Annotated in this window: 17 protein-coding genes; 8 read left to right on the top strand and 9 right to left on the bottom strand. The window is 65.4% G+C overall.

Features of this window, described 5'->3' with window-relative positions:
• Positions 1–28: 28 nt before the first annotated feature.
• The 5 genes from KXR83_RS07085 to KXR83_RS07105 all read right to left on the bottom strand — a co-directional run bounded on the left by KXR83_RS07085 (position 29) and on the right by KXR83_RS07105 (position 5,222).
• Complete coding sequence (locus KXR83_RS07085) at positions 29–1,012, bottom strand: SDR family oxidoreductase (RefSeq protein WP_437424218.1); 984 nt, start codon at positions 1,010–1,012, stop codon at positions 29–31.
• A 51-nt stretch (positions 1,013–1,063) separates the two neighbouring features.
• Positions 1,064–1,444: a nuclear transport factor 2 family protein gene (locus KXR83_RS07090; protein WP_247207842.1), complete on the bottom strand. Its 381-nt coding sequence runs from the start codon at positions 1,442–1,444 to the stop codon at positions 1,064–1,066.
• A 107-nt stretch (positions 1,445–1,551) separates the two neighbouring features.
• Positions 1,552–2,952 carry an acyl-CoA synthetase gene (locus tag KXR83_RS07095; protein ID WP_437424219.1) on the bottom strand — a complete coding sequence of 467 codons (1,401 nt, stop codon included), beginning with the start codon at positions 2,950–2,952 and terminating at the stop codon, positions 1,552–1,554.
• Positions 2,953–3,070: 118 nt separating this feature from the next.
• Positions 3,071–4,180: an NAD(P)/FAD-dependent oxidoreductase gene (locus KXR83_RS07100; protein ID WP_437424462.1), complete on the bottom strand. Its 1,110-nt coding sequence runs from the start codon at positions 4,178–4,180 to the stop codon at positions 3,071–3,073.
• Between the two features lie 22 nt (positions 4,181–4,202).
• Entirely contained in the window at positions 4,203–5,222 is a 1,020-nt protein-coding gene (locus tag KXR83_RS07105; RefSeq protein ID WP_437424220.1) for a ketopantoate reductase family protein, read from the bottom strand.
• A gap of 141 nt (positions 5,223–5,363) precedes the next feature.
• On the opposite strand from KXR83_RS07105, the gene KXR83_RS07110 reads away from it, so the two are divergent.
• Positions 5,364–6,716 (top strand): FAD-binding oxidoreductase, encoded by a 1,353-nt coding sequence (locus tag KXR83_RS07110; RefSeq protein ID WP_437424221.1) that lies wholly within the window; start codon positions 5,364–5,366, stop codon positions 6,714–6,716.
• A gap of 29 nt (positions 6,717–6,745) precedes the next feature.
• Here KXR83_RS07110 and KXR83_RS07115 read toward each other — a convergent pair whose 3' ends face one another.
• Positions 6,746–7,606, bottom strand: a complete 861-nt coding sequence (locus KXR83_RS07115; RefSeq protein WP_437424222.1) for a sulfurtransferase — start codon at positions 7,604–7,606, stop codon at positions 6,746–6,748.
• Entirely contained in the window at positions 7,606–8,502 is an 897-nt protein-coding gene (locus KXR83_RS07120; RefSeq protein WP_437424223.1) for a LysR family transcriptional regulator, read from the bottom strand. The genes KXR83_RS07115 and KXR83_RS07120 overlap by 1 nt, the downstream gene beginning before the upstream one ends.
• 332 nt (positions 8,503–8,834) lie before the next feature.
• On the opposite strand from KXR83_RS07120, the gene KXR83_RS07125 reads away from it, so the two are divergent.
• The 7 genes from KXR83_RS07125 (at position 8,835) to KXR83_RS07155 (ending at position 17,417) form a co-directional block, all read left to right on the top strand.
• Positions 8,835–10,031 (top strand): LLM class flavin-dependent oxidoreductase, encoded by a 1,197-nt coding sequence (locus tag KXR83_RS07125; protein ID WP_437424224.1) that lies wholly within the window; start codon positions 8,835–8,837, stop codon positions 10,029–10,031.
• A gap of 20 nt (positions 10,032–10,051) precedes the next feature.
• Complete coding sequence (locus KXR83_RS07130; protein ID WP_437424225.1) at positions 10,052–11,200, top strand: acyl-CoA dehydrogenase family protein; 1,149 nt, start codon at positions 10,052–10,054, stop codon at positions 11,198–11,200.
• Between the two features lie 47 nt (positions 11,201–11,247).
• Positions 11,248–12,930 carry an ABC transporter substrate-binding protein gene (locus tag KXR83_RS07135; RefSeq protein WP_437424226.1) on the top strand — a complete coding sequence of 561 codons (1,683 nt, stop codon included), beginning with the start codon at positions 11,248–11,250 and terminating at the stop codon, positions 12,928–12,930.
• Between the two features lie 83 nt (positions 12,931–13,013).
• Entirely contained in the window at positions 13,014–13,982 is a 969-nt protein-coding gene (locus KXR83_RS07140; protein WP_437424227.1) for an ABC transporter permease, read from the top strand.
• 1 nt (position 13,983) lies between these two features.
• Positions 13,984–14,949, top strand: coding sequence for an ABC transporter permease (locus KXR83_RS07145; protein ID WP_437424228.1), 966 nt, complete (start codon positions 13,984–13,986; stop codon positions 14,947–14,949).
• A complete protein-coding gene (locus KXR83_RS07150) occupies positions 14,946–16,619 on the top strand; it encodes a dipeptide ABC transporter ATP-binding protein (RefSeq protein ID WP_437424229.1) in 1,674 nt (557 codons plus the stop codon). The genes KXR83_RS07145 and KXR83_RS07150 overlap by 4 nt, the downstream gene beginning before the upstream one ends.
• A 51-nt stretch (positions 16,620–16,670) precedes the next feature.
• Entirely contained in the window at positions 16,671–17,417 is a 747-nt protein-coding gene (locus tag KXR83_RS07155) for a DUF1684 domain-containing protein (RefSeq protein ID WP_437424230.1), read from the top strand.
• Between the two features lie 24 nt (positions 17,418–17,441).
• Here KXR83_RS07155 and KXR83_RS07160 read toward each other — a convergent pair whose 3' ends face one another.
• Together KXR83_RS07160 and KXR83_RS07165 are read right to left on the bottom strand one after the other, a co-directional pair.
• A complete protein-coding gene (locus tag KXR83_RS07160; protein ID WP_437424231.1) occupies positions 17,442–17,861 on the bottom strand; it encodes a nitroreductase family deazaflavin-dependent oxidoreductase in 420 nt (139 codons plus the stop codon).
• Positions 17,862–17,888: 27 nt separating this feature from the next.
• Positions 17,889–21,224 (bottom strand): SNF2-related protein, encoded by a 3,336-nt coding sequence (locus tag KXR83_RS07165; RefSeq protein WP_437424232.1) that lies wholly within the window; start codon positions 21,222–21,224, stop codon positions 17,889–17,891.
• Between the last annotated feature and the right edge of the window lie 10 nt (positions 21,225–21,234).

Genomic DNA, 21,234 nt, shown 5'->3' on the forward strand with positions numbered 1-21,234 from the left:
GTGCGAGCTCACCGACCCGCCGGTGCAATCAGTCGAGGACGGTCGCCAGGTCGGCGAGGGTCTCGGCCGCGGAATACTTCGGCTCCCAGCCGAGGACGTCGCGCGCCCTGGACGTGTCCATCACCACCGATGTCTTGAGGATGTTGACCCACTCGGCGTCCGACGGTTTCACTGGAAGGCGGTTGATCACCTCGGCGACCACATTGATAGATGACGACGGAACCTTGACCGGCTGGGCACCGAGGACCCTACCGATGTCCGACAGCGAAACGGTTCCCGAACCGGCGATGTTGTAGGCACCGGCAGGCGCATCGGTGGTCGCGCACAAGGCGATGGCCCGCGCGACGTCGTCGTGGTGGACCAGTTGCACCGGCACCCCGGTGTCCGGGAACGGCACCTTTGCAAAAGGGATCGAGCCGGCCACTTTACGTACCGGCTCGGGAATGTAGTTCCACGGCATCGCGTCGGCCAGGGCTGTCGCCTTCGGCCCGGCGACGATGCAAGGGCGGAGCATGAAGAGCTCGATAGACGAATCCTTCGTGATCTCCGCGATGACCTTCTCGACCTCGGCCTTCTGCTCGGAGTAGTAGTGCTCACTCGAACCACGCGTGGGTACGTCCTCGGTCAGCGGCACCGGGTTGTCGGAGTGATAGCCGTACGCCGCAACCGACGAGGTGTAGACGATGCGCTTGGGGCGTTCGGCCGCGATGGTCGCCTCGAAGACGTTGCGGGTGCCGGCGAGATTGATCCGCTGCCCTTCGCTGCGCGAACCCAGGACGAGGAACGCCAGGTGCACCACTACGTCGGCGTCGCCGACCAGGGCATCAACAGCATCGCGATCGAGGATGTCACCCTGGCGATACTCGGTTTTGGTCCAGCCATGCGATGACGGGTCAAACTCTCGCCGCGCCATCCCGAGAATCCGATCCACTCCCGGATCGGCCTCGAGCGCCGTGACTGCCGAAATCCCGATTTCCCCTGTCGGCCCTGTGACCGCAACTGTGAGTCCCATGGCCGGGGAGGTACCCCAACACCCGGCGAGCTATTCGTAGTCCGGCTAACGTCAGCTGCCGAGCACCGCTTCCAACTTCTCGCCCATCTTGTCGGCGAACGCATGCGTGGCCTTCATCGGCCGAAGCATCACCGTGAACTCGTCGATCTCGCGGTCGGGGTTCTCGTGGATGAAGTCGCACCCGTGGACGTCGAGGCCGTCGACCTTCGCCTTGAACACCAGCCCGGTGTAGCCATCGAGCGGCGAGTCCAGCTCACGGATGTATTCGAAGTCCTCGAACGTCTCGAACGCGGTGCGCAAGATGGCTGCCACCGTCTCGCGCCCTTCGTACGGATGAAACGCCACCGGACTGTGAAAGGTGACCGATTCGGACAGCAGTGACTCGATGTCGTCGATGTTCTTCGCCTCGACTGCAGCACGAAATGCGTGCACAGGGAACCTCCTCGTCGTCGCCGTGCAACCACGCTAACGGCAGGTGCAGCCAGACGGGCAGGATTCGGCAAACGGGACAGGTTCACACCACAAGCGCTACGCAGCGGTCACAACAGCAACTTCTTCTGCACCTTGCCCATCGCATTGCGTGGCAGCGACTCGAGCACCCGAATCTCTCTGGGTCGCTTGTGGTTCGACAGCTCTGTCGCAACCAGATCGATGAGGTCTTGCTCCACGATGCCCTCACCCACCACGCAGGCGACGATCCGCTGACCGAGGTCATCGTCCGGAACGCCGATCACCGCGGCCTCACGCACGCTCGGGTGCCCCAGCAGCACGGCCTCGATCTCCCCCGCGCCCACCCGGTAGCCACCGGTTTTGATCAGATCTGTGGATGACCGGCCGACGATTCGGTGCATGCCGTCCGCATCGATCACCGCGACGTCGCCGGTGGCAAACCACCCGTCGTCCAACCAGGATTCTGCGGTGGCGTCGGGCCGGTTGAGGTATCCGGCGGCCACCATCGGCCCGCGAAGCTGCAGCGCGCCAATGCTTTCCCCGTCGTGGGGGACGTCTGCACCCCCGTCGTCGCGCAGCCGCGTCTCGACGCCGGCCACCGGAGTGCCCACCCAGCCGGGTCGCCGCTCGCCGTCGGCACGAGTGCTCACGGTGATCAGTGTTTCGGTCATGCCGTAGCGTTCGACGATCTCGTGGCCGGTGAGGTCTTTGATGGTGGTGAACACCGGAACCGGAAGCGGGGCACTCCCGGACACCAGGAGCCGGGCCGTTGCGAGCGCGCGAGCCGAGTCCTTGTCCGCGGCGATCCGCGCCCACACCGTCGGGACCCCGAAATACATCGATCCGTGTGCCGCCGCGTAGGCCTCGGGGGTCGGCTTCACGGTGTGCACCAGCGAGCCGCCGACGCGGAGCGGACCGAGGGCACCCAGCACCAGGCCATGCACGTGAAAGAGCGGAAGACCATGGACCAGAACATCATCCGCGGTCCACGCCCAGGCATCGATGAGGGCGTCGAGCCCAGCCGCTATCGCACGGCGGGTCACCGGCACACCCTTGGGCAAGCCTGTTGTTCCCGATGTGTAGATGATCAGGGCCGTGGAGTCCGGGTGCGGCTCCGGATGGCTGTGCCACGACCGCGCGTACATCCGCACCGGAACCACCGGCAGACCCGGTTCAGCGGGCGCGGCCCCCAGCCACGCCTGCGCACCAGAGTCGGCAAGGATGTGCTCGCGCTCGGCCGTGCCTGAGTCGGGCGGCACCGGGACCACAGCGACACCAGCGATGAGCGCACCGACGATGGCGACCACCGTCTGGGCGGTGGGTTCGGCGAGTACCGCGATGCGCCGGGCACCGCGGATCCGTTCGGCAACCGACGTGGCTGCGCCGACGAGGTCACTGCGGGACAACACCACATCCCCCACGGTCACCACCGCGGGTTTGTCGGCGCCGTTGGCGAGGGCAGACTGATTCAGCGTCGGGAAGAGAACCACGGGTTTCACCTTGTCACATCGCTGTGCCGGGTCCACGCAGGGCTTTCGTTCGTATACCGGCACTGCAGCGCCGGCATCTGAACACAAATCCTGCACAGATCAGTGCCGGGCCCCGTGGTCAGCTGCCGCCCAGCATCGACTCCGGACGGAACAACTCAGGTACCGATCCGGCCGTCACCGACTGCGCCAGGGTCTCACCCAAGACCGGCGCGTGTTTGAAGAGATTGTGACCGGCCAGGACAAAGATGTGATCGGACTGCCAGATGGCAACGCCGTCATCACCCCAGGGCAAGGTGGTGATCCAGCAATTGATGGGCTGCAACGGCTTCGGGTCGAGACCCGGGAGCGCCCTCGCCACATAGGCTGCGGCGCGGTCGATCAGCTCTGCCAAGGCATCCGGATCAGCCACGCCACCGGGCCCATTCGTGTCCACCTCACGGGCAATGCCCAGTCCGAAGGCCGACCGATCTGGGTGCGCCGCCCCGTAGATACCGGCCTCCTCGAACGCGCCGCTGCCGTCTTGCAGATTGGGCAGCGTCGCAAGGGTGTCGTCTCGCACCCGGAACGACGCCCGGGCATGCGCCTTCACGGTCACCGGCAGCGACAGTCCGATGCCGGCTGCCAACTGGACCGTGCCGAGGCCCGCGCACACCACCACGTCGCCGTGGACACTCGCGTTACAGCCGGCCCGTACTTCGACTCCCGCAACACCCAGCGTGCGCACCGCCAGAACGTGGTCTGTGACAACGGGTGTGGCCAAGCTGTTCGCCAGTGCACCGATGGCGGCCTGGGTGCGGATGGCACCTGCACGTTCGTCGAACACGGCGGGGCCGTCATACGACGCGAGAATTGGCATCAGCGAACGCAATTCGTCTCCGGACAGATGCCGCACCGGGATGCCCGGACGCGACCGCAGCGTGTCGACCCGGCCGGCTGCGACCTCTCCGAGCGCGATCGACCCGTCTGCCGAGATGAGCTCTGTGCCGAGGTCTGCGGACCAGCGGTCCCAGAGCGTCCGCGCCTCGACTGCAAGATCCACCATGCGGGGATCGTCGTGCGCGTGCCGGAAGAGTCGTGATGCGCCAACCGATTGGCCGCCGCCCGGCGGGCCGCTGTCGTACACGGTGACCGACAGGCCACTGCGCTGAAGTGCGTACGCGGCCGACAGGCCCACGATGCCCGCTCCGATGACAGCTACGTCTGAGGTCGAATGCACCTCGCCCACGATAGTGCCGAAGGGTTCGGTGGAGTCAGCGTGCGGGCGCCGCCGCCGCGAGCTCGACCAGGGAGTCGAGACCCGCCAGATCGGTGCCACCGCCTCGCTCCGATGCCGTACCCAGCAGCGTCTGCAATTTGGTGTTCAGGGGCGCGTCCACGCCGTGCAATCGGGCGAGCAGTGCGATCTCACCGTTGAGGTGGTCCACTTCGTGCGAGCCCGCTCCCCGCGCGAAACTCTGCCAAGTGGATTGCTGCCCCGCGACCACGTCGATCTCGGGGTCGAAGCTGGTCTGCTCGGCGTTGATGACGAGGTCGCGGGTGGCTCCGTACTCAATCCCAGCCGCGGTGAGCACCCGTCGCGCCTCCGCTTCGAGCGCCGACCCGATCTGGACCCGATCGGACTGGTCACCGGCAAGCACTTCGAGGCCGTTCTTCACGCTGTGGAGGATCTTGGTTGCCTTGATCTTGGTGATGTCGGCGGCCTCCGAGACATCGATGTTCACCGCCCGTAGATCTGCGGCGAACTCGTGAACGGCGTCCGCACCGATGCCGGTGGAGCGATAGGGCTCCCCCAGGTGCACGCCGCCCAGGCTGGGTGTGCCGCCCACTCTCACTTCGCCGACCTCGGTGTAGCGCGCGGCGATCAGGACCGTTGCACCGATGACGTGCGCAAACCATCGCGCCACGGCTCGCTCGGCGTCGAGACCGTTCTGCAAGGTCACCACCGGCAGCGTCTCCGCGGCAGATCCGACCACGTCACCGGCCGGCGAGTGAACGGGCCTCCACGCCAGGGTTTCCGCGACGTCGCCCACGTGCTGGGTCTTGACGGCGAGCACCAGCACGTCGCCGGCACGCAACTGCAGTTCGTCGATCGCGACGGCGTCGAGTCGAACACTTCGGGTGCCCGCAGAGGTGCGGAAGGTCAGCGGTTTGTCGCGCAGATGGTCGAGGTTCGTGCCTCGGGCCACCACCACGACCTCGGTGCGGTCACTCAGGGCTGCTGCGAAGCTGGCTCCGACTGCCCCGGCTCCGACGATCACGTATCTCGACATGAGCTGAAGCTACCGCCGCCCCCGCAAGAACCAACAGGTGACAGCCGTTTTCGGATCAATCCGGTTCCATGTGGCCGACCGATCAGACATTGCGATCATCCGGAATTGGTGATCACACCGGTCGGGTGGACATGATGAAGCGTGACCTCCTTTGCCCTGTGGGAACAATCGCTCACCGGTGCCGTCCGCACCGGCGCGCAGATCCCTGACGAGTACCGCATCGACCGTTCAGGATTCAACCCGGTCGGAGCACCAGAAGTACTGGTGCAGGCAAAGACCGTCGACGATGTTCAACACGCGGTGACCTATGCGGCGGACACCGACTTGTCGGTGGTGATCCGGGGCGCTGGTACAGGTTTGGCCGGTGGCGCCAGTGCCGGGTCAGGCTCACTTGTCCTCGACGTGAGTGGCCTGAACCGCATCACCGACATCGCGCCCGCCGACGAACTCGCAGTGGTGGAACCGGGCGTCATCACGGCGGCATTGGACGCCGAAGCGGGCCGATACGGATTGCGTTACGCGCCCGACCCGGCCAGCGCCTCGATCTCCACCATCGGCGGCAACATCGCCACCAACGCAGGCGGTCTCCGATGCGTCAAATACGGCGTGACCGGCGATTCGGTTCTGGGACTGAGCGTTGTGCTGGCCGATGGCCGGTTGATCCACACCGGCCGTCGCACTGCCAAAGGTGTTGCAGGCCTAGATCTCACCAGTCTGTTCACCGGCTCGGAAGGGACTCTCGGTGTGATCGTGTCGGCGACGGTCCGCCTGCAGCCCAAGCCCATCGACACGGTCACCATCGCTGCGTACTTCGACGATGTCGAGCAGGCAGCCGCGGCCACCACTGCAGTTCTGGCCGCACGCGTTCGTCCCTCGATCATGGAGCTGCTCGACGAGGCGTCGCTGCGGCAGAGCCGGGACTTTCTCGGTCTGCCATCCGATGCCGCGGGCGCTTTTGTGGTCGCGCAGACCGACGGGTTCGGAGCTCATACCGAGGCGCGGATTGTGCAAGAAGTGTTCGGGCAGTTCAGCTCTCGAGTCAGCGCGGGTGACGATCCGCAGGTCTCCGACGAGTTGCTGGCGATTCGCCGAGCAGCGTTACCTGCGTTGGAACGCCACGGCCGAGCGCTCATCGAAGACATTGCGGTACCTCGTACCCGTATTGCCGACGCGATTCGGGCGGTCGCCGAGATCGCCACCCGCCACCGCACCGCCATCTACACGTTCGGCCACGCCGGCGACGGTAACCTGCACCCCATCATCGTGGTGGACCGCGATGACCCGGATGCGTATGACCGTGCTGTCGCCGCCGCCGACGAGATCTTCGGCACCGCACTGGCTTTGGGTGGCACTATCACCGGCGAACACGGCGTCGGTGTACTCAAACGGCGATGGCTCGAACGCGAGCTGGGGCCCGACGGTGTCGAACTACAACGGACCATCCGCAGGGCACTCGACCCGACGGGGCTGTTCAACCCCGGCAAAACGGTCTGATCGCGCCGCGGGCAGTCCAGGTCGGGTGCTCAGGCAGGCCCGGTGGCCACCGGGTTGGTGGCGTCGGAACTCCACTGCGACCACGAGCCCGGGAACAGCGCCGCGTGGACGCCGGCGACCTTCAGCGCGACCAGGTCGACGGCCGCTGTGACTCCTGAGCCGCAGTAGACACCGACCGGCGCGGAACCATCGGCACCGGCGGACGCAAACAGCTCACGCAATTCGTCTGCGTCACGGAAGGTTCCGTCTTCACCGAGGGTTGCGGTGCTCGGCGCGTTCCCGGCGCCGGGGATGTGACCGGCGACCGGATCGACGGGTTCTACCTCTCCGCGGAAACGTTCGGGTGCGCGGGCATCCACCAGAACACCCGAATCGGTGAACGTGGCAACTTCCTCGGCGGTCAGAGTGGCCAGCGCCCCGCGATAGAGATCGGTATGGGCCAGCGTGACGTCGCCGACAGCCGGTGACTCAGCACCCTTCGCCAGCTCCTCGCCCTCGGCCACCCACGCACTCAATCCGCCGTCGAGGATGCGTACGCCTGTGATGCCGGCAGCGCTCAATACCCACCACGCCCGAGCCGACCCGGCACGATTCCAATCGTCGTAGACCACCACCGGAACGTCGTCACGCAATCCCCACCGGCGAGCGGCCGACTGCAAGACGTCACCACTGGGCAAGGGATGGCGACCGCGGCCGGTCACCGAATGATCGGACAGCTCCGTCTCGAGGTCGACGTACACCGCGCCGGGGATGTGACCGGTCTCGTGGTCGTCGCGGCCGTCCGGACGGTCGAGTCGCCAGCGGACGTCGAGCACCGTCACCGGAGCGTCACCGGCAATCAGCGCCGCCAATTCGGTTGTGGTGATCAGGACTTCGTCACGCGAGGTCATCAGGCAACTCCTTGTAGGTGTGTTCCGGCGTCGCCGGCCTTGTCGGCAACCGTCCGGTAGTGGGCGGTGACCGCTTCGACGGCAGCCTGCTCCACATCGGTGTCGATGCCGCGTCGGGCGACGAGCCGGACGTCGATGTCGCCCATGTCCGGCAACTCTTGGACCTCCACGAGGCCTTCGGGAACCGGGCCCGAAAACGGTAGCAGGGCGATTCCGAGACCGGCACGCGCAGCGGCGAGAACCCCGTCGAGATTTCCGGACTCGGCGCTGACCGTCACCGCGTAGCCGAGGTCGTCGAGCTGAGCGAGCGCGCGACGCCGCAGTCCGCACGGTTCCTCGAAGGCCACCAACGGAATCGAGTCGTCGACCTCGGTGATGTCCCATCCCGTCGCCGCCACCCACCGCAGAGCGAGCGCTCCGACCTCTGTGCCGATCGGCTCGGCGTTACCGCCCAGCACCACGGCGAGATCGATTGCACCCTTGGTGACCGAGTCAGCCAGCGAGGTGGACCGCTCGATGCGGAACTGCAACCAGACATCCGGGTACGCGCCACGTAGCGCTGTCAGCAGTTCGGGCAGCAGACCATCCGCGGCGTGTTCGGTGGAACCGATGGTGAGCTTGTCCGGCACCGCCATCGAGAACCGTTGCAACACCTCGTCTTGCGCCGCGAGCAACTTCCGGGCCTCCAGGACCAGGCGCTCCCCTGCTGCGGTGAACCGCGACCCGCGGCCGTCCTTGACCACCAGCGACTGCTTCAGTCGCTTCTCGAGTAGTCGGACGTGTTGGCTCACCGTCGGCTGACTCAGATGGAGAGAATCTGCCGCGCGTCGAAAGCCACCTGTTTCGGCTATCGCGACAAGGGTGCGCAAATGCACCAAGTCCAACGGATCCGCCATCACACACTCACCTGTTCCCGCAATTTCCTGGCCTGAGATATCTGGGTATGGACTACAGAATCCTCTATCGGCGTCGACGATGCGCAGTTTGATTCGCAGCGCGTAAAACCCTGGCGCAAAGGCCGGACGTAGGGCTATCTGATGGCATCGGCGAATGCTCTGACCTGCAAAGATGAGATCAGTACAACCAATCGATTGCGATCGGCAATACGAATCGGAATCGGTGATCTCAACCCTGGTTCAAGGGCCTGAACGCCCCTAGCATCCATTTTCGAACCAGGCCCGGCCTTTCGGTCCTGCTCGCCACAGACACGTCAGGAAGGACCCCTCACATGACCGCCGATCCGTCCCAGGAGTCGTTGCCGGTGCCGGCCGATGCCGCATCGAAGGTCGAGTTCATCAGCCTCACGCACCTGAACCCGTCCACCGAGCTCAACCCGATCCCGTCACGTGGCATCGACCTTCCGTTCTTCCGCCGCTACGTCCGGTCCCTGGAGGACGGTGGCTTCGACATGACGCTGCTGCCGTACGGGTCCAACACCGCCGACTCGTTCGTGATGGCCTCTGCCGTAGGCCAGCTCAGCGACACGATGAAACCGATCGTCGCCCTGCGTCCCAACACGGTGTTCCCCACGGTGGCCGCGCAGCAGCTGGCAACCCTCGACCAGCTGACCGAGGGTCGCGCGCTGGTCCACCTGATCTCCGGTGGCAACGACGCCGAGCAGGCCCGCCAGGGTGACTACCTCACGAAGGAGCAGCGCTACACCCGCACCGACGAGTTCGTCGACATCCTGCGGGATTCGTGGACCAAGACAGAACCGTTCTCCCACAGTGGAACCCACTACAAGTTCGACAACTTCGGTCCCGGCTTCGCCCCCTACGGCGCGCAGGTCCCGATCTCGATCGGCGGACAGTCCGACGCCGCCTTCGAGATCGGCGGACGCAAGGCCGACATCTTCAGCTTCTGGGGAGAACCGTTGGCGGACATCAAGAGCCAGATCGAGCGCGTACACCGCATCGCCGCCGAGTCCGGCCGCACAGACCGGCCGCGGATCTGGGTCACATTCCGTCCCATCATCGACCGCACGGACGATCTCGCCTGGGCCAAGGCCCACGACTACGTCGACCGCATCGAGGCCAACTTCTCGAAGAACCCGATGTACAAGGCCATCGCCGGCAACAACCCGCAGAACGTCGGATCGCAGCGCGCACTGGACTTCGCGAACCGTAAAGACATCTACGACCGGGCGCTGTGGACCCGGACCGCGGCAGCCGTGAACGGTGCAGGCGCGTCCACGGCCTTGGTCGGCAGCGCGGAAACGGTGGCGGCCGCCATCCTCGACTACATCGACCTGGGCGCCGATCTGGTGTCGATCCGCGGCTACGACACCCTCAACGACGCCATCGACTACGGCCGTTACGTGGTGCCGCTGGTTCGTCAAGAACTCGCCCACCGCGAGGCCACCGGCAAGCGCGGCACCCTGCAGGCCGATCACCTCGGCGCCTTCGCGACGGCCGGCCAGGCATGACCATCACCTCGGTGCGGGGCGTGACGCTCCCAACACCCGACCTCTCACCGTCGGGCCTCAAGGCGCTGACCGCCGAAGTCGCTTCCACCGCTGAACAATACGACCGAAGTGGAGACATCCCGGTGGCCGGCCTGGCTGCCGCCCATCGCGGCGGGTACCTCACGGCAACTGTGGCAGCACGTTTCGGCGGTCCCGAGGCAGGACCGTTCGAGGTTGTGCAGATCCTCTCCGCGCTCGGTGAAGGCGACCCGTCTGTGGCACTCATCGCCGCCAACAACCTCGCGATCCACCAGATGCAGGCGGCCACCGACTCGTGGCCCGCCGACCTCTACGACAACCTGCTCCGGCAATCGGCGCAGGGACCGGCCCCGGTCAACGTGATCCGCGCCGAACCCGAACTCGGTGCACCGGCGCGCGGCGGTCTGCCGAAGACCATCGCGCGGCGGACGGCGAACGGTTGGACCCTCACCGGACGCAAGACCTTTGCCACCGGAGGGACGGCACTGGCGTACCACCTGGTCTGGGCGATCACCGATGAAGAGGAGCCGAGGGTCGGGCACGTGATCGTTCCCGCCGACTCCGCCGGAATCACCTGGCACCAGACCTGGGATCATCTGGGACTGCGCGCCTCCAACACCCACGACGTCAGCTACGCAGGTGTCGAGGTCGGCGAGGAGAACTTCCTCGAGATCCCGAAGACCGATGGCGTCTACCGCGACCCCGCAGTGGCCACCGGCCCAACGGGTTTCGGCCATCCCGCGCTGTACGTCGGAGTTGCGCGGGCGGCCCGTACGGCATTCGTGACATACGCCCGTGAACGCGTACCGACCGCGTTGGGCCGTCCCATTGCCGAGACAGAACGCATCCAGGCCATCGCCGGTGAGATCGACGCCCAGATCGTGCAGGCCGAAACCCTGCTCTACGGAACACTTCTGCGCGTCGTCGCCGACGATCCCGCCGTGGCAGCAGGTCTGTCACTGGTCAAGGTCCAGGTCGCCCGGTCGGTGATCGCCGCAGTCCAGACCGCGGTCGCCGCCCTCGGCAACGCCGCACTGACCCGGCACAACCCACTGGAGCGACACCTGCGCGATGTGCTCTGTGTTCGCGTGCATCCGCCCCAGGAAGACACCGCTCTGCTGGCCGCTGGCCGCGCGCTCCTGCGCGGCTGATCCCGCTCGACCGCTTCATCACCTCACCCGAAAGAAGAACCACGACAATGCGTCAACACACCCGCACGAGATCCGGCCGCTGGAAGGTCGCAGGCGCACTCGCCCTGATGTCGACCCTGGTCGCGACCGCGTGCAGCTCCGGCGGAAACGCCGAATCCGGCCCCAGCGGCGATGCCGCCAACCCCGTCCGCGGCGGCACCCTCGACATCGCCTACTTCCCGGACAACCCCACCTTCACCTGTGTTGACCCGTTCCAGACCTATTGGATCGAGCACCGCTCGGTGATCCGGAACATCGCGGATTCGCTGACCGACCAGAACCCGGGCACCGGCGAGATCGTGCCTTGGCTGGCGAGCAAGTGGGAGATCAGCCCGGATGGCCTCGACTACACCTTCACCCTGCGCGACGGCGTGACCTTCTCCGATGGAGCACCGCTGAACGCCGAGGCCGTCAAGGCCAACTTCGACGCCTTTGTTGCACTGGCAAAGTCGAGCGGCGGCACTGCCTTCGGCGCCAGCTACATCCTGGGCCTCGAGTCCACCGCTGTGGTCGACCCCTCGACGGTGAAGTTCCACTTCACCCAGCCGAATTCGTCCTTCCTGCAGGCGACGTCCACCACAAACCTCGCCTTGATCTCGCCGGCGTCATTCCAGAAGACGCCGGAACAGCGGTGCCTCGGCCAGTTCAGCGGTTCCGGACTGTTCAAGCTCGACAACTACACCCCCGGCCAGGGCATCTCGCTCAGCCGGCGGGCCGGATACACCTGGGGATCGAGCCTCAACAAGAACACCGGCGAGGCGTACCTCGATTCGGTCAAGTACAGCTACGTCGCCGAAGACAGCGTCCGCACCGGCAATCTGGTCAGCGGCGCCGTCGACATCACCTGGCCACGCAACCCGTTGACCGTCGAAGATCAGGAACTGATCAAGAGCTCCGGCGGCTACATCGAGTCGCGGTCACTGCCCGGCGTCTCGAACACGTTGTTCCCGAACGTCAGTGCCGGCAAGCCGTTGTCCGACCCGCAGGTCCGCGAGGCGCTCTACAAGGCGACCGACCTCAAGACCAACGCTGCCACGGTCTACGGCCCCGACTACCCCGTCGTCGAAGGCGCATTCGACCTCACCACACCGTTCTTCGAGTCACAGGCCGGCAAGCTGGGCTTCGATCCCGACGGCGCCGGCAAGCTGCTCGACGCCGCCGGCTGGACCAAGCCCGCCGGCAGTGAGTACCGGTCCAAGAACGGTCAGCAGCTGACCCTCACCCTGCCCGTCGTCGGACAGTTCGCCGCCGGTAACGAGCTCCTGCAGGATCAGTGGCGTCAGGTCGGCATCGACCTGCAGCTGAAGGTGGTCACTCAGGCCGAGTCGATCGGTCTTCTCAAGAGTGGTGGCTACGATCTGATCGGAACCTACTTCACCCGCGCCGATCCCGGTGCGCTGCAGTTCATCTTGGTCGAAGCGCTCGCCAATCAGAAGGCAATCGCCAAGAACGCGGCCACCCCCGAGGTGGCGGCGCAGATCCAGCAGTTGTTCGCGAAGGCCGTGCAGACCACCGACGAGGCCCAGACCAAACAGGCCTACGCAGATCTGCAGAACCTGCTGATCGATCAGGGTGTCAGCTTCCCGCTGTTCGAACGCCAGCAGCTGGCCGGCGTCAGCAACAAGGTCAACGGTTTCCGGTTCACGTCCGAGAGCTTCCTGGCTCTGGGCGACACGTTCCTCCAGCCGTAATCGACCACGCATCAACCGAGCTCGACCGGTTGGCCCCGGGTGAAGACCACCGGGGCCAACCGCCACAGGAAGGAACCGCAGCCATGCGCAGGTACATAGCAGGCCGAATCGCCCAGGCGGTTGTGGTGTTGTGGGCAGCATTCACGTTGACGTTCGTGATTCTCTATCTCCTGCCCAGCGATGCCGTCGGCATCCAGCTGGGCGCGGCCGGACTCGACCCGGACACCATGTCGCCGGAAGAGTTGCTGGCGGTCAAGTCGAGGTACGGACTCGACAAATCCATGATCGACCAATACTTCTCACTGCTGAGCGGCGCCGTCCGCGGAGAATGGGGCCTGTCGATCTCCAAGCAGGCACCGGTATCCGACCTGATTGGCGAACGCCTCGGTGGCACGCTGACCCTCAGTGTGCTGGCCGGGCTACTCGCAGTCATCGCCGGGACCGTCCTCGCGTACCTCGCCGCGTTCGTCCAGTTCAAGCCCGTCCGGATCCTGCTGGACCGCTTGCCCGCCTTCGGCGTTGCGGTTCCGTCCTTCCTCATCGCCCTGATCCTCATCCAGGTCTTCGCATTCAACCTCGGCTGGTTGCCCTCGCAGGGATCGGGTGGTGCCGAGTACCTCATCTTGCCGGTGATCACGATGGCCATCCCCACAACGGCGGCGTTGGCGCAGGTGCTGACCCGGAGCTTCAACGAAACGCTGAGCGAGCAGTACATCGTGACCGCCAGGGCCAAGGGCCTGTCCCGCAGTGCCGTTCAGCGCAAGCATGCGTTCCGCAACGCCGCCCTGCCGGCGCTGACCATCTTCGGTCTGCTCGTCGGGGTGACGGTGACGAGCGCGATCGTCACCGAGACCGTGTTCAACCGCAACGGAATCGGCAAGCTGGCACAGGAAGCGGTTCTCGCCCAGGACATTCCGGTGGTACTCGCCATCGTGACGCTGGCCGCCGCCGCGTTTGTCCTGGTCAACCTGATCGTCGATCTCCTCTACCCGCTGCTCGATCCTCGCATCGCCCACACGACGAAAGTCCGCACGAAGACAAAGGTGAGCTGACATGACCGAGACGCTGAAAGACCGCATCGACACATCCAGCTCGAGTGCCAGTGCACTGGGGATCGATCTGCCGGTGGAGCGGACTGTCGCGAAACCTGACCACTCGCTGACTCCGCCAGGCGCAACCGAACCCGGAGGACGCTGGGGTCCGTTGCGGGAAACCACTGCGAAAGCCGTTCGGCGGCCTCTGTTCGTCCTGACCGTACTGTTCGTCGCGTTTGTCGGGGTGTCGGCGTTCTTCCCGTCCTGGTTCACTTCCTACGACCCCTACCGCACCGCCCCGGCCGACCGACTGTTGGCGCCGAGCACAACTCACCTGTTCGGTACCGACGAGATGGGCCGCGACCTGTGGACGCGGACACTGTACGGATCGACCTTGACGATCGAGGCAGCTCTGATCGCCCTGGCCATCGCAGTCGTCGTCGGACTCACGCTCGGCGTGATCTCGGGGTTCTTCAGCGGCGTCACCGATTCGGTGATCATGCGGTTCGTCGATGTGCTGCTGGCCATTCCCGGTCTGCTGCTGGCCTTGGCGATCGTCACCGCGCTCGGCTTCGGCACCGTGCCCGTCGCCATCGCCGTGGGTATCGGCATCGTCCCCGGTTTCGCCCGGACGACCCGCGCCGAGGTGCTGAGGGTCAAGACCCTCCCCTACGTGGAGGCGGCCCGTGCGGGTGGCGCCTCGTGGACGCGAGTCCTGTTGCGGCACATCTTGCCCAACTCGTGGGGTCCGGTCGCGGTCCTCGCCGTCCTGGACTTCGGTGTCGCGATCATCGCGATCGCTGCACTGAGCTTCCTCGGCTTCGGTGCCGCACCACCGCAGGCCGAGTGGGGCACTCTCGTCTCCACCGGACGCAACTTCCTTGTCACCGCCCCGTGGGTCTCGCTGATGCCCGGTCTGTTCATCGCGATCACAGTGCTGTCGCTCAACCACATCTCCAAGACCCTTCAGGAACTCGAACGATGACCACCAACCTCAGCAAGTCGGCATCTGATGCTCGCGTCCCGATCGTCGACATCCGTGGCCTGAACATCGGCTACCGACGGAACCGGCAGGTGACACCCGCCGTCCACGACCTGGATCTGCAGGTGAATCCCGGAGAGGTGGTCGCGGTCGTCGGCGAGTCGGGTTCCGGCAAGACCACCACCGCGAACGCGATCATCGGGTTGTTGCCCGCCAACGGGCGAGTGACGTCTGGATCGATCAAGGTCGGCGGCGTGGAGATCGCCGACGCCAAGGAGAAAGTGGTTCGGCGACTGCGGGGTTCGGTGGTCGGACTCATTCCGCAGGACCCGATGGTGGGACTGAACCCCACTCAGCGCATCGGCGTGCAGGTCGCCGAAGCGGTGAAACTGCGTGGTGTTCGCGGACCCGAGATCGGTGACGAGGTGATCGACGCTCTCACCAAAGCAGGCCTTGACGACCCCGCCGAACGCATCCGCCGCTACCCACACGAACTCTCCGGCGGTCAACGTCAGCGCGTTCTGATAGCGATCGCGCTCGCGGGCAAACCTGACCTGATCATCGCCGACGAACCGACCAGCGCGCTCGACGTCACGGTGCAGGCCCGCATCCTCGACCACCTCGAATCACTCGTCCGCAACACCGGCACCGCCCTGTTGATCATCACTCACGATCTGGCGGTCGCCGCGGACCGTGCCGACCGGGTGATCGTCATGCAGCACGGGCACATCGTCGAACAGGGTTCGCCGGCAAGCATTCTCGTCGAGCCCGACAACTCCTACACCCGCCGGCTGATCGCCGCGGCACCCGCGCTCGCCCAGGGCGGCGTCATCACACCCCGTTTTGTGGTCGCTCCCGACCAGGTCGAGGTCGACAATCCCATCATCGAACTCCACTCGGTGACCAAGCGATTCCCCGTCGGCGGGGGCGAGCCGTTCACTGCCCTCGACGACATCTCCGTTCGCGTCGCCGCCGGCAGAACCCACGCCCTCGTCGGAGAGTCCGGATCGGGCAAGACCACCACTCTGCGGGTGGCCATGGGCCTGGAGAAGCCGACATCAGGCCGGGTTCGCTTCGACGGCACCGACATCACCGATCTTTCCTGGCGCGAACTCCGACCGCTGCGCCGACGATTCCAGCTGGTTCATCAGGATCCGTTCGCCTCACTCGATCCACGCTTCACCGTGCGCGACAGCATCATCGAGCCGCTGGTGTCGTTCCGGATCGGTGATCGCCGTTCCCGCCATCACAAGGCCGCGGAACTGCTCGACCAGGTGGGCCTGCCCCGCGACCACCTCGATCGGTTGCCGGTCGAGTTGTCGGGTGGCCAACGCCAACGTGTGGCCATCGCCCGTTCGCTGGTGCTCGAACCCGAAGTGGTACTCCTCGACGAACCCGTATCGGCGCTCGACGTCTCGGTGCAGGAACAGATCCTCGAACTGCTCGCCGAACTGCAGGAGCGTCTCGGCCTGACCTATCTGTTCATCTCTCACGACCTCGCCGTGGTCGATCAGGTGGCACATACCGTGTCCGTGTTCAACAAGGGAAAGATCGTCGAATCCGGCTCTGTTGCAGACGTATTCCAGCACCCGTCGAACCCATACACCCAGCGCCTGCTCGACGCCATCCCAGGTAAACGCGCAGCCGCGCGCACCGCTTCGCTGACCCACTGATCAACCGAACGTCCACTCTCGCTGTACCAGCCCGAACCGAAAGGCATCACGGTGACCACTTCCGCCACCACAACAGACCATTGGCTCGACCAGTGGCATCTCTGGCGCGCCGACCGCGACGTCGCCGCGACCGCACCCCACGGTCTGGCTTCGGTCACCGGCACCCACTGGCTCGATGATCAACCGCAGACCATCAATTCGCTTCCCGGCTCGTGGGCCGCCGTCGACGGCACGGCCGTTGTCAGCCGTCCCGGCGAGTCCGATACCTCCCTCGAGCCCGGAGCGAAGCAGAATTTTGGTGACGTGACGGTGGCTGTGCTCGCCCGGGCAGGACGAGTGGCAGTCCGGGTCTTCGACCCGCAGGCGCCCACCCGAGGGGCACTGTCAGGCATCGAAGCTTTTGACCCGGATCCGTCCTGGGTTCTGGGTGGCACCCTCGAACTCGACGAGGACGAACTGCCGTTCGATCACGTCGACGGGTTCGTGGGTTCCAAGGCCACCGCGACCATACGGGTGACGGTGGACGGGTCGGCGCTTACGTTGTCGGGCATCGCGAGGCCGGACGGGGGCGCTCAACTTGTGTTCGCAGATTCAACCAACGGCAACGAGACGCAGCGGTTCCGATTCCTCGACGTCGAACCGGCGAATGCGGACGGCCGCGTGGTGGTGGACTTCAACCGGGCCTACCTGCCGCCCTGTACCTTCACCGATCACTACCTGTGTCCGCTGCCGCCGCAGAACAACCGGTTCGACTTCCCGGTACGGGCGGGCGAACGCCGCCTGATCACCAAGGGCTGACCAGGCGGCGGCGGTGCTCCTGGGTCAGACGCGCTCGAGAACCACCACGGGGATGGGACGCGACGTCTTGGTCTGGTACTCGTCGTAGTCCGGCCACACCTCGACCATGCGGGACCACATCGCCGGCTTCTCCTCGTCGTTGGCCACTCGCGCTCGAACGGCAATCCGCTCGTCTTTGACTTGGATCTCCGCTTCGGGGTTGTCCTGCAGATTGAGGAACCAAGCGGGCGGCGCGTCTGCCCCGCCCTTTGATGCCACCACCAGATAGGCATTGTCTTCCCAGGTGCGGAAGATCAGGGCATGTCGTCGCTCGTCGCCGGACTTTCGACCCTTGGTGAACAGGATGAGGATCTCAGTCCCCTTCCAGTGGAAGCCTTCTTCCCCGTTCGTCTCGAGGTAACGCTGGACGTGCGGTTCGCCGTGTAGTTCATCAACATTTGCCATCACTACAGCGTGCCAGCGAAGTTGTGATCAGTCGAGCATGTGCCTGATGTCGTCGGCACTGACGGTTGATGAGAACATGTTCCCGTCGTCGACCACGGCACTGAACAGCTCGCGTTTCCGGTTCTGTAGCGCAACGACTTTCGCCTCGATGGTGTCGGCCGACACCAGCCGGTACACGGTGACCGGCCGGGTCTGGCCGATTCGGTGAGTGCGGTCGACGGCCTGCGCCTCGGCTGCCGGATTCCACCAGGGGTCGCACACGAAGCAGTAGTCGGCCTCGGTCAGGTTGAGTCCGAAACCACCCGCTTTGAGGCTGATCAGAAAGACCTTGGTGGTGCCTTCGGTGAACGCGCTGACCGCCTCAGCACGTTCGCGCGACGACAGTGATCCGTCGAGGTAGCTGTAGGTGATGCCGTCACCGTCGAGTCCGCGCCGCAGCACGTCCAGGAAGCCGGTGAACGAACTGAAGATCAGCGCACTGTGCCCCTCGGCGATGAGCTCGGGAAGCTGCTCTCGGATGAAGTCGACCTTCGCCGACGCAACCTCGGCGTCGGCCGGGTCGACGAGTCCGGCGTGCAGACTCAACTGCCGAAGCATGGTCAGCGAGCGGAAGATCTGGAAGCGGTTCTTCTCCAGGTCGCCCAGCAGCCCGAGGACGATCTCGCGTTCGCGCACCAGACGGGTGTCGTAGATCTTGCGGTGCCTCGCCGACAACTCGACGTGCAGTATCTGCTCCTGCTTGGCAGGGAGATCGCGGGCCACCTGATCTTTGGTGCGTCGCAACATCACCGGCTTGATCCGCTTGCGCAACACCGGGAGACGTTCTGGATCCTCGCCTTTTTCGATGGGTTTGCGGAAGTAGTCTGCGAATGCCTTGGGGTCGGGGAACAGTCCCGGAACGGTGATCGAGAGAAGTGACCACAGCTCCATCAAGTTGTTCTCCATCGGCGTACCGGTGATGGCCAGTTTGAACGGTGTGTTCAAGCGCCGCGCACACAGATGCGCTTTCGAATTTCGGTTCTTGACGAACTGGGCCTCATCGAGCACCAGTGCCGCCCACTGCTGTTCGTCGTAGGCCGGGAAGTCGATACGCAGCAGTGCGTAGGTGGTGATGACAACATCGGCGTCGGCGATGATCTCGGCCAGGGGTGTACGCCCACGCGCTTGCGTTGCTGTGATGGTGACCGCTCGCAGATCCGTGAACCGGTGGCATTCCGACGCCCAGTTGTTCACCACACTCGTGGGTGCGACCACAAGGAACCGGCCGGTCTCGCCGTTCTCCCGTGCCCGGCCGAACAGGGCCAGCGTCTGCAGCGTCTTGCCCAGCCCCATGTCGTCGGCCAGCACGCCTCCGAAGCCGTTGTCCCACAAGAAGGACAGCCAGTTGAGCCCGTCGAGCTGGTAGTCGCGCAGAGTTGCGTGAAGCATCGCCGGTGGTTGGACCGGTTCCGGTGGCCGTGCCGCACTGAGCGTCGCGATGCGCTCCTGCCACGCCAGCAGCTGTTCATCGACCACGCCGAGTTCGAGCAGTTCCTCCCACAGTGTGACGTTTGTGGGTACCGCGGGCACCCTCCCGGACTCGGCCTCACCGAGGACCTCCGCTTCGTCCATCAGCTGACGCAGCTTCACGAGTTCGGGTGAGTCCAGCGGGAAGTAGACACCCGATGGCAACAACATGTGCGTTGCGCCGGTGGATAATTCGGCGAGTACCTCCGCGATGGGTACCTGCTCACCGTCGACGTCCATGGTGATGTCGAGATCGAGCCAATCGGTGTCGGCAGACTGCGAGCCGGCGATGCGCAGCCGTGCGCGCTCGGTGACCTGCCGGTACCGCTGCGCCACCTCGGCGACCTCGACGATCAGGTCGTCGCGGCCTGCGAGTGCCGGTAGTACCTCGGCGCACAGCCGTGCAGTTTCGAGGGGGTTCAGGTGTACGTCGTGCCGCAAGAAATGCGTGGTGACACCGTTGACGGCCTCCTCGTAGTCGCCAGGTTCCACCTCATGTGCCTGCCGGACCCGGCCAGAGCCTCGCTGTGCGTCGAAGGCTGCGATCAGTCGCCGGCCGGCCGCGCCCGATGTGAGGGCGACCGCAGCCAGCGCCTCGCGAGTCGACTCCCAGATCCGCTCCTCGATGGCGCGGTCTCGCCACGACGGCTGCGTGCCGATGGCATCGTCGAGGTCGCGGGGTGTGTTGTTGACCAGGTAGCGCATCGCCCAATGGGTATGGGCGACATCGCCGGTGAAACGGACGGTCATCACCGGCGTCGGACCAGAGATGGTGGGCGCCACGAACACCGAGTCGTCGACCCGGATCGGTACCGACTCGCGAAGCCGCGGCAACACCACATCGGCGAATCTGGAAACGTCAGCGGCGGGGATGACAATCGGTTGGTCACCGTGCAGCAACGCCGCGGCGGGCGCGTCGGCCGAGTCGAAGGGGGCGAGGGTGAGGACGCCATCGGCATCGAGATAGCCAATTCCGTGCGGATCGGACTTTCCGAGCATGGTCACCTCAGACGTCGGCACCACGTTGCCGTCGATGGTCACCTCCACCGACACGTGGGCATCGGCTCCGACCTCTCCGCTGACCGAGACGGTGAGACCAGCCCGTTTGGCGACCAGCACGGTGTTGATCCCTGAGGCCAAATCACCGAGCAGTGGGATTCCCGCTGCTGCTGCCGCGTCGAGTTGTTGCCAGATGGTGGCAGGCGCGTCCGCCAGGATCAGCCCGTGCGGAAGTCCGTACGGTGTGGTGCGCATGGAATCGCGCGCCATCGACTGCAACACCGAGAGCTGTTGTGCTGCAAATGTTCCAGGCTTAAGGTCGATGATGGCCGGCCAGTCGACACCTGACTTGATCCAGGCGCTCCTGGTGCCCGGTCGCATCGGCCGCAACGCGAGCTGGGCCCGGCGAGTGCGCGATGCGAACAGCGAAGGCGAGCTGAGGAACGCCTGCAGCGCAAGCTTTTCGGGCGGCTTAGGGTGGTTTTCGGAATAGAGTGCTTGCAGCGTGCGCTCCCACTGCGGCGAACGCTGGGCCGGCGGAGTGGCTGCGGTGGCGGCCTGATCTGCGAAGGTCAGCAGTAGCGCGACGGCGTGCTTACAGAAATAACCAACCGGACACGTGCACCCGGCATCGGCGAGCTTCCAGCCAGTGCCGAGGTGGCTGAAGACGACGTGCACCGAATATGTGGCGACGCCCGTGCCCTGACAGCGCCCGGTGAGTCTGCGTTTGTCGTTGTCCCATTGCACGGCGGCGACACGGTGTTGTCGCGCATAGGCCGACCCACGCTGAATCGCCCCGGCATCGAAGTCGCCCTTCAACGCGTCCGGGGTGATGGTGTGCGCCCACTCGGTGGTCATTGGTTGCAGG

Origin of the sequence: Williamsia muralis (assembly GCF_051487485.1) — a bacterium.
Taxonomy (GTDB): domain Bacteria; phylum Actinomycetota; class Actinomycetes; order Mycobacteriales; family Mycobacteriaceae; genus Williamsia; species Williamsia muralis_B.